Source organism: Roseovarius aquimarinus, from assembly GCF_043661195.1.
In the GTDB taxonomy this organism is placed as follows: domain Bacteria; phylum Pseudomonadota; class Alphaproteobacteria; order Rhodobacterales; family Rhodobacteraceae; genus Roseovarius; species Roseovarius aquimarinus.
This window is the reverse complement of sequence record NZ_JBIHMM010000003.1, coordinates 1-12,815: the sequence shown is the minus strand read 5'-3', so window position 1 is coordinate 12,815 and position 12,815 is coordinate 1. Positions and strand designations below refer to the sequence as shown.

At 64.5% G+C, this 12,815-nt stretch carries 9 protein-coding genes and 1 tRNA gene; 5 read left to right on the top strand and 5 right to left on the bottom strand.

The window, feature by feature from the left end:
- Positions 1-33: 33 nt before the first annotated feature.
- Positions 34-108, bottom strand: a tRNA-Val gene (locus ACGRVM_RS10635).
- Positions 109-264: 156 nt separating this feature from the next.
- Here ACGRVM_RS10635 and ACGRVM_RS10630 point away from each other — a divergent pair.
- Entirely contained in the window at positions 265-1,131 is an 867-nt protein-coding gene (locus tag ACGRVM_RS10630) for an N-formylglutamate amidohydrolase (protein WP_377171427.1), read from the top strand.
- Positions 1,132-1,134: 3 nt separating this feature from the next.
- Here ACGRVM_RS10630 and ACGRVM_RS10625 read toward each other — a convergent pair whose 3' ends face one another.
- The 3 genes from ACGRVM_RS10625 to ACGRVM_RS10615 all read right to left on the bottom strand — a co-directional run bounded on the left by ACGRVM_RS10625 (position 1,135) and on the right by ACGRVM_RS10615 (position 3,564).
- Positions 1,135-2,391, bottom strand: coding sequence for a DNA polymerase IV (locus ACGRVM_RS10625; protein ID WP_377171425.1), 1,257 nt, complete (start codon positions 2,389-2,391; stop codon positions 1,135-1,137).
- A 96-nt stretch (positions 2,392-2,487) separates the two neighbouring features.
- Entirely contained in the window at positions 2,488-3,225 is a 738-nt protein-coding gene (pyrF, locus tag ACGRVM_RS10620; protein ID WP_394624055.1) for an orotidine-5'-phosphate decarboxylase, read from the bottom strand.
- 39 nt (positions 3,226-3,264) lie between these two features.
- The gene (locus ACGRVM_RS10615; RefSeq protein ID WP_377171421.1) at positions 3,265-3,564 is read right to left on the bottom strand and encodes a hypothetical protein; all 300 of its coding nucleotides are present in this window, start codon (positions 3,562-3,564) and stop codon (positions 3,265-3,267) included.
- 256 nt (positions 3,565-3,820) lie between these two features.
- Here ACGRVM_RS10615 and clpB point away from each other — a divergent pair, with 256 nt between their 5' ends.
- On the top strand, positions 3,821-6,439 hold the full coding sequence (gene clpB / locus ACGRVM_RS10610) for an ATP-dependent chaperone ClpB (protein WP_377171419.1): 2,619 nt from the start codon (positions 3,821-3,823) through the stop codon (positions 6,437-6,439).
- 63 nt (positions 6,440-6,502) lie between these two features.
- On the opposite strand, the gene ACGRVM_RS10605 is transcribed toward clpB, so the two are convergent.
- Positions 6,503-8,152, bottom strand: coding sequence for an FMN-binding glutamate synthase family protein (locus tag ACGRVM_RS10605; RefSeq protein WP_377171417.1), 1,650 nt, complete (start codon positions 8,150-8,152; stop codon positions 6,503-6,505).
- A gap of 263 nt (positions 8,153-8,415) precedes the next feature.
- On the opposite strand from ACGRVM_RS10605, the gene ACGRVM_RS10600 reads away from it, so the two are divergent.
- From ACGRVM_RS10600 to ACGRVM_RS10590, 3 genes are all read left to right on the top strand, one after another.
- Positions 8,416-10,509, top strand: a complete 2,094-nt coding sequence (locus ACGRVM_RS10600) for a glycosyltransferase family 2 protein (protein WP_377171414.1) — start codon at positions 8,416-8,418, stop codon at positions 10,507-10,509.
- A 4-nt stretch (positions 10,510-10,513) separates the two neighbouring features.
- Complete coding sequence (locus ACGRVM_RS10595; protein WP_377171412.1) at positions 10,514-11,446, top strand: hypothetical protein; 933 nt, start codon at positions 10,514-10,516, stop codon at positions 11,444-11,446.
- Positions 11,447-11,522: 76 nt separating this feature from the next.
- Positions 11,523-12,380 carry a hypothetical protein gene (locus ACGRVM_RS10590; RefSeq protein ID WP_377171410.1) on the top strand — a complete coding sequence of 286 codons (858 nt, stop codon included), beginning with the start codon at positions 11,523-11,525 and terminating at the stop codon, positions 12,378-12,380.
- Positions 12,381-12,815 lie beyond the last annotated feature (435 nt).

Below are 12,815 nucleotides of genomic sequence, written 5' to 3'. Positions count from 1 at the left end.
TGCGGACGGCCCCCGAAAGAGCCAGTGAATTCATGGTGGGCGATACAAGGTTCGAACTTGTGACCCCTTCGATGTCAACGAAGTGCTCTACCACTGAGCTAATCGCCCATGAATACCGGCACTTGAGCCATGATCCGAAAACCCTCGCGCCATGGCTGTCCGCGTCGGTCCGCCGGTCTATAAAAGGAGTCGGACCGGGGATCAAGGGGCTTTTGATCGCGCGAAACTTCGGTCTATCATAAAGGGATAACAACCGAGGCCACGATGTCGCAAGCCGCCTATCACCTTCATGCCCCGTTGCGGCGCGAGACCAGCGTGGTTTTCGCCTCGCCGCATTCGTCATGTGCGTATCCGGCGACCTTTCTCGAGCGCGCGTTGCCCGATGCGCTGGCCATCCGCAGTTCCGAGGACGCATTCGTCGATCGCTTGTTCGAGACCGCGCCCCTGCATGGCGCGCCCCTGCTCCTCGCCGGCGCGCCGCGTGCCTATGTCGATCTCAACCGCAGCGCGGACGAGCTCGATCCCGCGCTGATCGAGGGCGCGCGGCATCACGGGCACAATCCGCGCATCGCGTCGGGGCTGGGAGTGATTCCCCGCGTCGTCGCCGGGGGCAGGGCGATCTACGACGGCAAGATCGGCGTTGCCGAGGCGCGCAAGCGGATCGACCTTTTCTGGCGGCCCTATCATGCGGCCCTCGCCGCCGAGATGAACGCGGCCCATCGCGCCTTCGGCAACGCGATCCTGATAGATTGCCATTCGATGCCGCATGAGGCGCTCGACTGCAGTGTGCGCAGCGGCGCGCGGCGCCCCGATGTGGTGCTAGGCGACCGGTTCGGCGCCTCGGCGAGCCGCGAGGTCACCGAAAAGATCGAGGCCGCGTTCCTGCGCGCGGGGCTGAGCGTTGCGCGCAACACGCCGTTCGCGGGCGCCTATATCGCGCAGGCCTACGGGCGCCCGCCGCGGGGCCGCCACGCCGTTCAGGTCGAGATCGACCGCGCGCTCTACATGGACGAGCGGACGGTGACGCCGAGCGCCGATTTCGACGCGTTCCATACGCTCATGAAGGGCGTGATCGCCGAATTGGCCGAGATCGGACGCCCGGTGTCGCGCATGCCCCTCGCCGCCGAATGAGCGTCAGCGCAGCGCGCGCCCCTTGACGATGGCTTGCTCGCCGAATTTCGCGCGGATCTTGTCGCGCGCGCGCTCGGCGCCGCTGCGGCGCAGCGCGCCGGGATCGAGCAGATCGCCCGAAAGATCGCCGGCGCTTTCCTCGACCAGATCGGACAGCCCGACACCGATGAGGCGGAAGGGCGCCTCGCCCGCCGCGCCGTCCATCAGGCTGCGTGCCGTGCGGTAGAGCGTGTCGGCCATCTGGCTCGGCTCGCGCAGCGACTGGCGCCGCGTCAGGCTGGTATGGTTCGCGCGCTTGAGCTTGAGCGTGACGACCCTGCCGGCGAGGCGCCGCGCCTTGGCACGGTCCGAAACCTTCTCGGCCAGACGCCAGATATGTCCGTCCAGAATGTCGAGATTGCCGGTATCCTCGTTGAATGTCGTCTCGTTCGAGATCGACTTGACCGGCGCGCGCGCATCGACCCGGCGGTGATCCTGCCCCCGCGCGAGATGCCAGAGCCTGTCGCCCATCGCGCCGAAACGGGCATGCAGATCCGTCCGCTCCCAGCGCAGCAGATCCGAAAAGCTGCGAATGCCCGCCGCCTCCAGGGACGCCTGCGCGGCCTGCCCGACGCCCCAGATGAGGCGCACGTGCTTGTCCTTGAGAAACTCCGCCGTCTCCGCCGCGCCGATTACCGAAAAGCCGCGCGGCTTGTCGAGGTCCGAGGCGATCTTCGCCAGAAACTTGTTATGGCTCAGCCCGATCGAGCCTGTCACGCCAAGCTCATCGCGCATGCGCCGCACGAGCCGCGCCAGCATCACGGCGGGTGGCGCGCCGTGCAGCCGGGCGGTGCCGCGCAGGTCCATGAAGGCCTCGTCGAGCGACAAGGGCTCGATGGCGGGTGTGAGGTCCTCCATCATCGCGCGGATTCGGCGCGAGACCTCGGCATAGACCTCCATGCGCGGTTTGATGATGACGGCATCGGGACAGAGCTTGAGCGCCTGGAACATCGGCATCGCGGAGCGCACGCCGCGAATACGCGCGACATAGCACGCGGTCGAGACGACGCCGCGCCGCCCGCCCCCGATGATGACCGGCTTGCCTTCGAGCGACGGATCGTCGCGCTTCTCGACGCTGGCGTAGAAGGCGTCGCAATCCATATGCGCGATGCCCAGATCATAAAGCTCAGGATGGGATATGACGCGCGGGCGACCGCACGCGACGCATCGGCGCTGCGTGGGCTCGTTCTCGGTCAGGCAATCACGGCAGAATGCGGGCATGGGCCATCATACCAAGCGGAAGGGGCGGCGTTAATCCCGCCTATTCTTCTTGCCGAAAATATCCTCGCCGAAGGCGAAATTCCGGCGGCCCGCCGCTCAGGTCAGGCTGGCGAGAATTTCCGCGGCGGCGGCGGCGGGATCGTCTGCCGCCCAGATCGGGCGCCCGACGACGATGTGATCGGCGCCGTCGGCGATGGCCTGTGCGGGGGTCGCCACGCGCTTCTGATCGCCGAGCGCGCTGCCCGCCGGGCGCACGCCGGGCGTCACGATGAGCTTGCCGGCCGCTTCGGGCAGGGCGCGGATGAGCGCGGCCTCCTGCGGCGAGGCGATGACCCCGTCGGCACCGGCCTCGAAGGCGCGCGCCGCGCGGGTGGCGACCAAGTCGGGAATGTCGCCCGCTTCGATCAGCCCCGCGTCGAGATCGGCGCGGTCGAGCGACGTCAGGATGGTCACCGCGAGAATCTTCGTGGGTTTGCCCGAGGCACCTTCGGCGGCGGCGCGAACGACATGCGGATCGCCGTGAACGGTCAGAAGATCAAGATCGAATTGGACGAGACCGCGCACCGCCGCCTCGACGGTGGCGCCGATGTCGAAAAGCTTCATGTCCAGAAAGATGCGCTTGCCGTGCTCGGATTTAAGCTCGTTGGCGAGGGCGAGGCCGCCGCCCGTCAGCATGCCGAGGCCGATCTTGTAGAAGCCGACCTGCGGGCCGATGCGTCCCGCCAGATCAAGGCCCGATAGGGCATCGGGCACGTCGAGCGCGACGATGAGGCGGGGATCGAAACTGTCGGTCATCGGCGCGGCTTTCGTGTCGGTGGCGGGTGCGCCCTTCATACGGCGCACCGGCCCCGCGTCAACCGCGCGGATGCTGTCTCAGGCCGCAGCGGTGCCCAGAATGCGCGAGAGCATCGATTTCTGGCTCGCCTCCGCGATGGCCGCACGGGTCGGTGCCGCGTGATGCAGACGGGTCTTGCCGGCGGCGTTCTTGTGCGCCTTGCTCGCCGCTTGGGCGAGGCCCCGCACGATCAGGCCGTATTCGGCGTGAAGCGGCGCCGCCACCTGGGCCGGGTAGGAAAACGTCTGTCCGCGATCATGAATTTTCACGAGTGTCTCGAACGCGCCAATCTCGGGATTGTAGCGCACGCTGTCGAACTGAATTTTCTCGATCTTCATTGGACTGCTCCTTCGATGAACCGGCCTCTCCGGCCGGTGAAGGGCTTGTGGATAACTGACCCTTCTCCCAATCAACTAAGGGGGCGTTGTTACGGTTTCATCACGGTTGACGAAAAGTTTACCAAAGCGGCATTTCAGGGGTTGCCAGACCTTGAAGCCGCCTGGGCTGTTGCCCAAATACAACTCGAGGGTTCCGCAGGGACATGCCTATCGCAGGGTGTGCCGCATTGGGATCGCTTGAAAAGGAGAGAAAGACATGGACTTGAACAAGTTCACCGAACGCTCGCGCGGATTCATCCAAGCGGCGCAAACCATCGCGATGCGCGAAAGTCACCAGCGCCTCGCCCCCGAACACCTTCTGAAGGCCCTGATGGATGACGGCGAAGGTCTCGCCGCCAACCTGATCCGCCGTACCGGCGGCGATCCCGCGCGCGTCGCGCAGGCCAACGACATCGCCGTGGCCAAGATCCCGCGCGTGACGGGTGACGCGGGCCAGACCTACATGGATCAGCAGACCGGCAAGGTTCTGGCCGAGGCCGAGAAGCTGGCGACGAAGGCCAAGGACAGCTTCGTGCCCGTCGAGCGGCTCTTGCAAGCGCTGGCGCTGACGAAGTCGCCTGCGAAGGAGGCCCTCGAGGCCGGGGGCGTATCGGCGCAGACGCTGAACGAGGCGATCAACGACATCCGCAAGGGGCGCACCGCCGACACGGCAAGCGCCGAGGACACCTATGAGGCGCTTGAGAAATACGCGCGCGATCTGACCGCCGCCGCCGCCGAGGGCAAGATCGATCCCATCATCGGCCGCGACGACGAGATCCGCCGCGCGATGCAGGTCTTGAGCCGCAGGACCAAGAACAACCCCGTTCTCATCGGTGAGCCGGGCGTGGGCAAGACCGCTATCGCCGAGGGTCTGGCGCTGCGCATCGTCAATGGGGACGTGCCCGAAAGCCTCGCCAACAAGCGGCTTTTGAGCCTCGACATGGGCGCGCTCATCGCCGGTGCGAAATATCGCGGCGAGTTCGAGGAACGTCTGAAATCCGTGCTGAACGAGGTGACGGATGCGGCGGGCGAGATCATCCTTTTCATCGACGAGATGCACACGCTGATCGGCGCCGGGAAAGGCGACGGTGCGATGGATGCGGCGAACCTCATCAAGCCCGCTCTGGCGCGCGGCGAATTGCACTGCATCGGTGCCACCACGCTCGACGAGTATCGCAAGCATGTGGAGAAGGACGCCGCATTGGCGCGGCGTTTCCAGCCGCTTGTCATCAGCGAACCGACGGTCGAGGACACGATCAGCATCCTGCGCGGCATCAAGGAGAAATACGAGCTGCATCACGGTGTGCGTATTTCGGATTCGGCCCTCGTGACCGCCGCGACGCTCAGCAATCGCTACATTACGGACCGCTTCCTGCCCGATAAGGCGATCGACCTCATGGACGAGGCCGCCAGCCGTCTGCGGATGGAGGTGGATTCGAAGCCCGAGGAGCTCGACGCGCTCGACCGCGATATCCTGCAAAAGCAGATCGAGGCCGAGGCGCTGCGCAAGGAGGACGACACCGCCTCGAAGGACCGTCTGTCGAAGCTCGAGAAGGATCTGGCCGAATTGCAGGAACGCTCCGCCGAGATGACCGCGAAATGGCAGGCCGAGCGGGACAAGCTGGCCGGCGCGCGCGACATCAAGGAGAAGCTGGACCGCGCCCGGATCGATCTCGATCATGCCAAGCGGGCGGGCGATCTCGCGAAGGCCGGTGAGCTCAGCTATGGCGTGATCCCGCAGCTCGAGAAGGATCTGGCGGAGGCCGAGCAGTCCGAAGAGGACGGCGTCATGGTCGAGGAGGCCGTGCGCCCCGAGCAGATCGCGCAGGTGGTCGAGCGCTGGACGGGCATTCCCGTCGCCAAGATGCTGGAGGGCGAGCGCGAAAAGCTCCTGGGCATGGAGGCCGGGCTGCACAAGCGTGTCATCGGTCAGGATGCGGCCGTGAAGGCCGTGGCGAACGCCGTGCGCCGTGCGCGTGCGGGCCTCAACGACGAGAACCGCCCGCTTGGCAGCTTCCTCTTTCTCGGGCCGACCGGTGTGGGCAAGACCGAGCTGACGAAGGCCGTGGCCGAATTCCTCTTCGACGACGACAACGCGATGGTGCGCATCGACATGTCGGAGTTCATGGAGAAGCATTCGGTCGCCCGTCTGATCGGCGCGCCTCCGGGCTATGTCGGCTATGACGAGGGCGGCGTTCTGACCGAGGCCGTGCGCCGGCGCCCCTATCAGGTGGTGCTCTTCGACGAGGTCGAGAAAGCGCATCCGGATGTGTTCAACGTGCTCTTGCAGGTGCTCGATGATGGCGTTCTGACCGATGGTCAGGGCCACCGCGTGGACTTCAAGCAGACGCTGATCATCCTCACGTCGAACCTCGGCTCCCAGGCGCTTAGCCAACTACCCGAGGGGGCGGATGCGGCCGATGCCAAGCGCGGCGTGATGGAGGCGGTGCGGGCCCATTTCCGGCCTGAATTCCTCAACCGCCTCGATGAGACGGTGATTTTCGACCGGCTCAGCCGCGAGAACATGACCGGCATCGTCGAGGTGCAGCTCGAGCGTTTGAAAAAGCGTCTCCTGGGCCGCAAGATCACGCTCGATCTGGACGAGGCGGCCAAGAAGTGGCTGGCCGACGAGGGGTATGATCCGGTCTTCGGCGCACGGCCGCTCAAGCGGGTTCTCCAGCGCGCGGTTCAGGATCCGCTGGCCGAGATGCTTCTGGCCGGTGACGTTCTCGACGGCTCGACCGTGAGGGTCACGGCGGGCGATGGCGGGCTCATCATCGGGGACCGCGTCGGCAGCACCGGGCGCCCCCGTCCCGAGGACGCCGTGGTTCATTGAGCCATATGACACGAGAAAGGGCCGCGCCTCGCAGCGCGGCCCTTTTGCCATGTGCTGCCGGTATCAGACGATGGCGCTCATCAGCTTGGACTTTGCGCGGCGCCTCACGAGATCGGTGCCGGGCTTGAAGCTGTCCTTCTGCGCGGCGGCCCACCAATCGGCATAGAGCGTGTCCTCCGGCGCATCGAGCAGGATGCCTTCGGGCAGGAAAGAGTGGATCACGTCCATGGGAAACGCCGATTCGGGGCCGACGCGGTGCATCATGTGATGCGGCTGAAGCTCGCTCGGATGTTTGAGGCCGGCGGCGGCCACCATGTCCACAAGCGCCTCGACGGTCTTGTGATGGAAACGCGCCGAGCGCGGGCCCTGCACTTCGGGGATGAGGCCGCGCTGGCGGGCGGCGTTCTGCGTCGCGACGCCGGTGGGGCAGGTGTCCATGTGGCAGCGCTGTGACTGGATGCAGCCCACCGAGAGCATGAAGGCGCGCGCGGCGTTGCACCAATCGGCGCCGATCGCCATGTTCCGCGCAAGGCCCATGCCCGAATAGATCTTGCCGCTGCCGACCAGCTTGATGTCGTTCTTCAGACCGCAGCCCACAAGAGCGTTGCGCATGAGGATCAGCCCTTCGGTCAGGGGCGTGCCCATCCAGTCCGACAATTCGAGCGGGGCGGCGCCGGTGCCGCCCTCGGCGCCGTCGATCACGATGAACTCGGGTTTGATGCCCGTCTCGAGGATCGCCTTCATGATGGCGAAGACCTCGTAGGGCTGGCCGATGCACATCTTGATGCCCACGGGCTTGCCGCCGGAGAGATCGCGCAACTTCGCCGCGAATTCGAGCATCTCGATAGGGGTCGAGAACGCCTTGTGTCCGCGCGGCGAGATGCAATCCTTGCCCTGCTCGATACCGCGCACGCGGGCGATCTCGGCGGTGACCTTGCTGCCCGGAAGCATGCCGCCATGCCCCGGCTTCGCGCCCTGGCTCAGCTTGATCTCGGTCATCTTGACCTGATCGGTCTGGGCGGTGTCGCGGAACATCTCGGGGTCGAAATTGCCGTCCTTGGTGCGCGCGCCGAAATAGCCCGAGCCGATTTCCCAGACGAGATCGCCGCCATGCCTGGTGTGGTGATCGCTCACGCCGCCTTCGCCCGTGTCGTGGTAATAGCCGCCTTTCGCCGCGCCGATATTGAGCGCGCGGATCGCATTGGCCGAAAGCGAGCCGAAGCTCATCGCGGAGACGTTCAGGACGGACGCGGAATAGGGCTTGGTCGTTTGATCGTTGCCGACATGAACGCGGGGGTTGGTCTCGGGGTCATCCTCGGGCGCGATCGAGTGCATGAGCCAGTGATGATCGCCGGCGCCGGTGTCGCGCTCGGTGCCGAAGGGATGCGTGTCCGTTTCACCGCGCGCGCGGGCGTGCACGAGGTTGCGCGCATCGAAGGAATAGGGCGTGCCGCTCAGATCATCCTCGACGATATAGGCGCGAAGATAGGGGCGCAGCTTGTAGAAGAGCCAGCGGATGCGGCCCGCCACGGGAAAGTTGCGGGTGATGGTCCATGTGCGCTGCTGCCAATCGTAGATGCCGAGCGCGACCACCGGCAGGGTGAAGACGAGAAGAATGAGCCACGCCGCGCTGAAGGCACTGAGCGCGATGGCGAGGATCGACAGCACGAGCGCCGTCACCGGCACGATCGCGCGTTTCAGGGTATCCAGCATTGCGCCCTCCGAGCGGTTTCGGTCATGAAGGCAAGTGTTACTCGGGGGTGGCCGGCCCGGCAAACGGTGAAGGCGCGGCAAAATGCCTGCGCGCCGACATGTGGCCGATAGGTTGCGGGCAGGGAAACAATAACCACAAAAACTAAGATATGTTGCCAGTTTTGAGCTTGGCGGGTTACAGTCATGCGCAAAGCGTTGGGGTGGTCCGAGGCAGGCCGAAAGCTCACAGCGCGCATAAACACATGCAACGCAAAGTTGGACAGATGGCAGATCAAGACGACAATGACGGCCTGGACGAGGTCTCCGAAACGCCCAGGTGGCTGGACGATCTGCGCCCCGGTGCGGAGGGCGAGGGCTTTTTCGAGAAGAACCTTCGACATTCGCTGATGTTCGTCAAACGGCCAAGCGATCGTCTTCTGGTGACCTTCGACAACCTGTCCAACGTCAATGACGAAAGCGTGCTGCGCGAGCCTTGGGCCTACAAGTTCGCCGCCGATAACGGTTTCTCGCATCTCGGTGTCATGGCTCATGTCAGCGACTGGTATCGCGACGCCGATCTGATCCAGCGCTTCGAGGCCCTCGTCGCGCAGGGGCTGTTCGAAGGGTATGAGCGTGTGGTCTTCGCGGGCGTGTCGATGGGCGGCTACGCATCGCTCGTCTTTTCGTCGCTCGTGCCGGGCGCGCATGTCGTGGCGATCAACCCGCAAAGCACGCTCGATCCCGAGCTTGTTCCCTGGGAGACGCGCTACGAGAACGGCCAGCGGCAGGATTGGACATTGCCGCTCGGCGATGCCGCCGCGCTGACGAAGGGCGCGGGGCGGGTCAACATCTTCTACGATCCCTATTTCGAGCTCGATCGCAAGCATGTGGAGCGCTTCGAGGGGGACAATATCCGCGTTTTCAACTGCTGGTTCTCGAACCACAAGACGGCCGTTTTCCTGCGCAAGATCGGCGCGCTGAAGCCGGTGATGACGCATTGCATCATGGACGAGCTGACCGCGCCCGACTTCTACAGCCTCTATCGTGAACGGCGGAGCCTGCCGTGGTATCGCGGCGCCGTGTCGAGCTATTTCCGCGACAAGGGCCGGGAGGGCCTGGCCGACGAGTTCGACAAGGCATTCCGCAAGCGCCTGCGCCGCGCCAAGCGCAAGGCCGCGGAGGTGCAGGCGGCGGAGGTTCAGGCCGCCGAGGTCGTGGCCGCCAAGGCGGCAGGCAAGGCGCCCGAGCCGCCGGTCGCCGAGGAGGAGGCGCGCCGCCCGCGCAAGGGCTCTCACGCCAAGATCAAGCGCGCGAAGGTTCCGACCGACGGGACGATGGCCCGCATCCGCGCGCCCGAGAATGCCGGGAAGAAGGTGCCCGCCAAGGGCTTCGGGCTTAAGAACGTGATCGTGACCACGATGAAGAACGAAGGCCCCTTCATGCTCGAATGGGTGGCCTATAATCGCATGATCGGGTTCACCGACATTCTGATCTACACGAATGATTGCGCCGATGGGACCGATCTCATCGCGAAGCGGCTGGAGGAGCTGGGACTGGCACAGCATCGCCAGAACCCGCTGCGCGAGGGTGTCAGCCCGCAGCGCACCGCGCTCCGCGACTCCTCGCGCCAGCCAGTCGTCAAGGAGGCCGATTGGCTGCTTTGCGCGGATTGCGACGAGTTTTTGAACATCCGTGTCGGCAGCGGCCGGCTCGACGATCTTTATGCCGCCGTGGGCGATGCCGACGGCATCTCGGTCTGCTGGAAGCTTTTCGGCAATAGCGGGCGCATCGAGTATTCCGAAGATCTCGTGATCGACCAGTTCGACCGAGGACTGGGCGAGACGGAATATCCCAATTTCCGCTCGCTCGGGATGAAGACGCTCGTGCGCAACAACGATCGGTTCGCCAAGCTGCGGGTGCATCGACCGCTCTATCATCTCGATCGGGGTGATATCGCGTGGGTCGACGGCGCGGGCAAGCCGATGCCGGACCTCTATCTCGATCACGGCTGGAAGGCCTCGGGCGGGTTCGGACATGATTATGTGCGCCTGCATCATTACGCCGTGCGCTCGGTCGACAGCTTCCTTGTCAAGCGGGACCGCGGCCGGACCAACCATGTCGATGACGATCAGGGCATTTCCTACTGGTCCAACATGAACTTCAACACGCAGACGGACACGTCGCTGCGTGCGCGCGTGCCGGCCCTGCGCAAGCAACTGGCCGCGATGATGCGCGATCCCGAGCTTGCGCGCCTCCACCGCGAGGCCGTCACATGGCACCGCGCCAAGATCGCCGAGCTGCGTCAGCGCGAAGGCTGGGACGCCTTCCGCAACGCCATCATCGAGATCAACGCCGCGCCGCAGATGCAGGACAGCTGACATAATGTCCGCCGAGACGCCCGAAGTCGTCATTCATGGCGGCGTCCACAAGACAGCGACGAGCCATATCCAGTCGATTCTCCAGCGCAACGCGGGCCGATTGCGCAAGAGCGGCGTGCATTACGTCCATCACCGCGACACGCGCAAGGAATACACCGTGCCGGTTCAGCTGAACGGTTACGAGAAGATCGGGATGGATTTCGATCCGAAGGTCACCGACGAGGAGCTCGAGGAAAAGGCGCGGCTCTTCTTCGCCAAGATCGACGCCGGCCCCGGCGAGCGCATCGTGCTGTCGGACGAGAACATGGCCGGCCATAGCGGGCATTGCGTGCGGCGCGGCTTCATCTATCGCTGGCGCCGGATGCTGATGACGATCTTCGCGCAGCATATCCCCTATCCGGTGACCGAAGTTCACCTCGCCATCCGCAACTACCCCGATTTCTTCGCCTCAACCTTCGTGGAATTCCTGCGCTCAGCCTCGGGGGAGAAGGTGATCCCGGAGGCCCGCATGAAACGCTCGGTCCTGTCGAACCTTCCGAGCTGGACCGGCTTCATCGACCAGACGCTCGAGACCTTCCCGGAGGCGGAGTTGGTCATCTGGCGGCACGAGGATTTTTCCGCCCTGTCGGACCGCATCATCGCCAATCTTTGCGGGCCCGGCGTCGATGCGTCGAAACTGGCCGAGCCCAAGCGCTCGCGGGGGCGGCCCTCGGCCAGTCATCGCGCGGTGCAGGAGATATTGATGGAGATCGAGCGCAATGGCGGCGATGCCGCCCTGGCGCGCCGGGTCGAAATCCAGGAAGCCTATCCGCGCGGCCCCGAATATCCGGGCTATGATCCCTGGACCGAACAGGAGCGCGCGCACCTGACCGGCCTTTACGAGAAGGACGTGGCCGAGATCGCCGCGAAGGAGCGCGTGAGAATGTTGCAGCCATGAGCGCAGCCGAACCTTGCTTGAAACTCCGGGGCATGAGCCGAGCCGGAAATTCCCAGTCAGAAGGGCAGTCTTTGAAATGAGCAAACTTCATCGCATCGCTATGCTGTGGGTCGAAGGCCCGCTCAGCTATCTCGAGCAATTATGCGTCAAATCGTTCCTCGATGCGGGGCACGAGGTGACGCTCTATCACTATGGCGAGGTCACCAACGTGCCCAAGGGCGCCGAGATGGTGCATGGCGACGTCATCCTGAAACGCGACGATTTCATCTCGCATGGCCGCACAGGGAGCCTCGCGCTCTTCTCGGACGTGTTCCGCTATCATCTCCTGACGAAATGCGACGATACGATCTGGGCCGATACGGATGCCTATTGCGTCAAGCCCTTCGAGACGCAGACCGGACATTATTTCGGGTGGGAGAGCGACAGTCACATCAATGGCGGCGTCCTTGGTCTTCCCAAGGACAGCCCGGCGCTCGCCGGTTTGCTCGAAATGAGCCATGACGAGTTCGGCATTCCCGAATGGTACAGCGACGGCGCCCGCGCCAAGTTGCAGGCGCAGATCGATGCCGGCACGCCCGTGCATGTCAGCGAGCTGCCCTGGGGGATCTGGGGGCCGGCCGCGGTAACACATTATCTAAAAAAGACCGGTGAAGATGCGCATGCCTTCCCGGTCGAGGTGCTCTATCCGGTGCCGTTCAAGCGGCGCCGCATGATCGTGCGCGGCGGCAAGCGCGACGCGGCCATGGAATTCGTCACCGACAAGACGACGTCCATCCATCTTTACGGCCGGCGCATGCGCGCTTTCCTTCTGTCGCGGCCTGGCGGGCTGCCGGACAAGGGCGGACTTTTCGAGCATCTGCTCGAAAAGCACGGGATCGATCCCACGGCGGCGCCCATCGTCGCCAAGAACCTCGAGCCCGAAGTCGCGGACTGACCGCGTCGAAAGCGAAGCGCGTGGCCGATGCATAGGCATGGCCGCGCTCATCATCCTTGAAGACCTTCTGAGATAGCGCGGGCGACTCGCGAGATTCGTGCCGGAAGCAGCATCGAGCTGCGCCGAGTCGCGCCGAGACCCCCCGAAACGGATGCGATTCCGGTGGCGCTAACCCTGGTACGCGGTCTCTGTAACGGCTCCCCTTGCGTCAGTGCGCGATGAAACTTGCGCGAAACGGTACGATCCGAGCAACAAAAGCCACGCAAGCTCCTAAAATCATGGAAAAACCCGGCAAAGTCATAAAAACGTAATCTTTGCCGAAAAAAGGGGTTGCGGGTCTGCGGAACTATCCGTAGAACCCCCTTCACCGGCGGCGCTGAGGCGCTTCTGGGGAGTTGGACGGGAAGTCGGGGCTGAGCTTCGATGGATCGTTCG

What these genes read in the sequence shown, in the direction of transcription:
- ACGRVM_RS10615 (WP_377171421.1), bottom strand. Translation starts at nt 3,564, where the DNA reads ATGAAGATCGAGAAAATTCAGTTCGACAGCGTGCGCTACAATCCCGAG.
- ACGRVM_RS10605 (WP_377171417.1), bottom strand. Translation starts at nt 8,152, where the DNA reads ATGCTGGATACCCTGAAACGCGCGATCGTGCCGGTGACGGCGCTCGTG.
- clpB (WP_377171419.1), top strand. Translation starts at nt 3,821, where the DNA reads ATGGACTTGAACAAGTTCACCGAACGCTCGCGCGGATTCATCCAAGCG.
- pyrF (WP_394624055.1), bottom strand. Translation starts at nt 3,225, where the DNA reads ATGAAGGGCGCACCCGCCACCGACACGAAAGCCGCGCCGATGACCGAC.
- ACGRVM_RS10600 (WP_377171414.1), top strand. Translation starts at nt 8,416, where the DNA reads ATGGCAGATCAAGACGACAATGACGGCCTGGACGAGGTCTCCGAAACG.
- ACGRVM_RS10595 (WP_377171412.1), top strand. Translation starts at nt 10,514, where the DNA reads ATGTCCGCCGAGACGCCCGAAGTCGTCATTCATGGCGGCGTCCACAAG.
- ACGRVM_RS10630 (WP_377171427.1), top strand. Translation starts at nt 265, where the DNA reads ATGTCGCAAGCCGCCTATCACCTTCATGCCCCGTTGCGGCGCGAGACC.
- ACGRVM_RS10590 (WP_377171410.1), top strand. Translation starts at nt 11,523, where the DNA reads ATGAGCAAACTTCATCGCATCGCTATGCTGTGGGTCGAAGGCCCGCTC.
- ACGRVM_RS10625 (WP_377171425.1), bottom strand. Translation starts at nt 2,391, where the DNA reads ATGCCCGCATTCTGCCGTGATTGCCTGACCGAGAACGAGCCCACGCAG.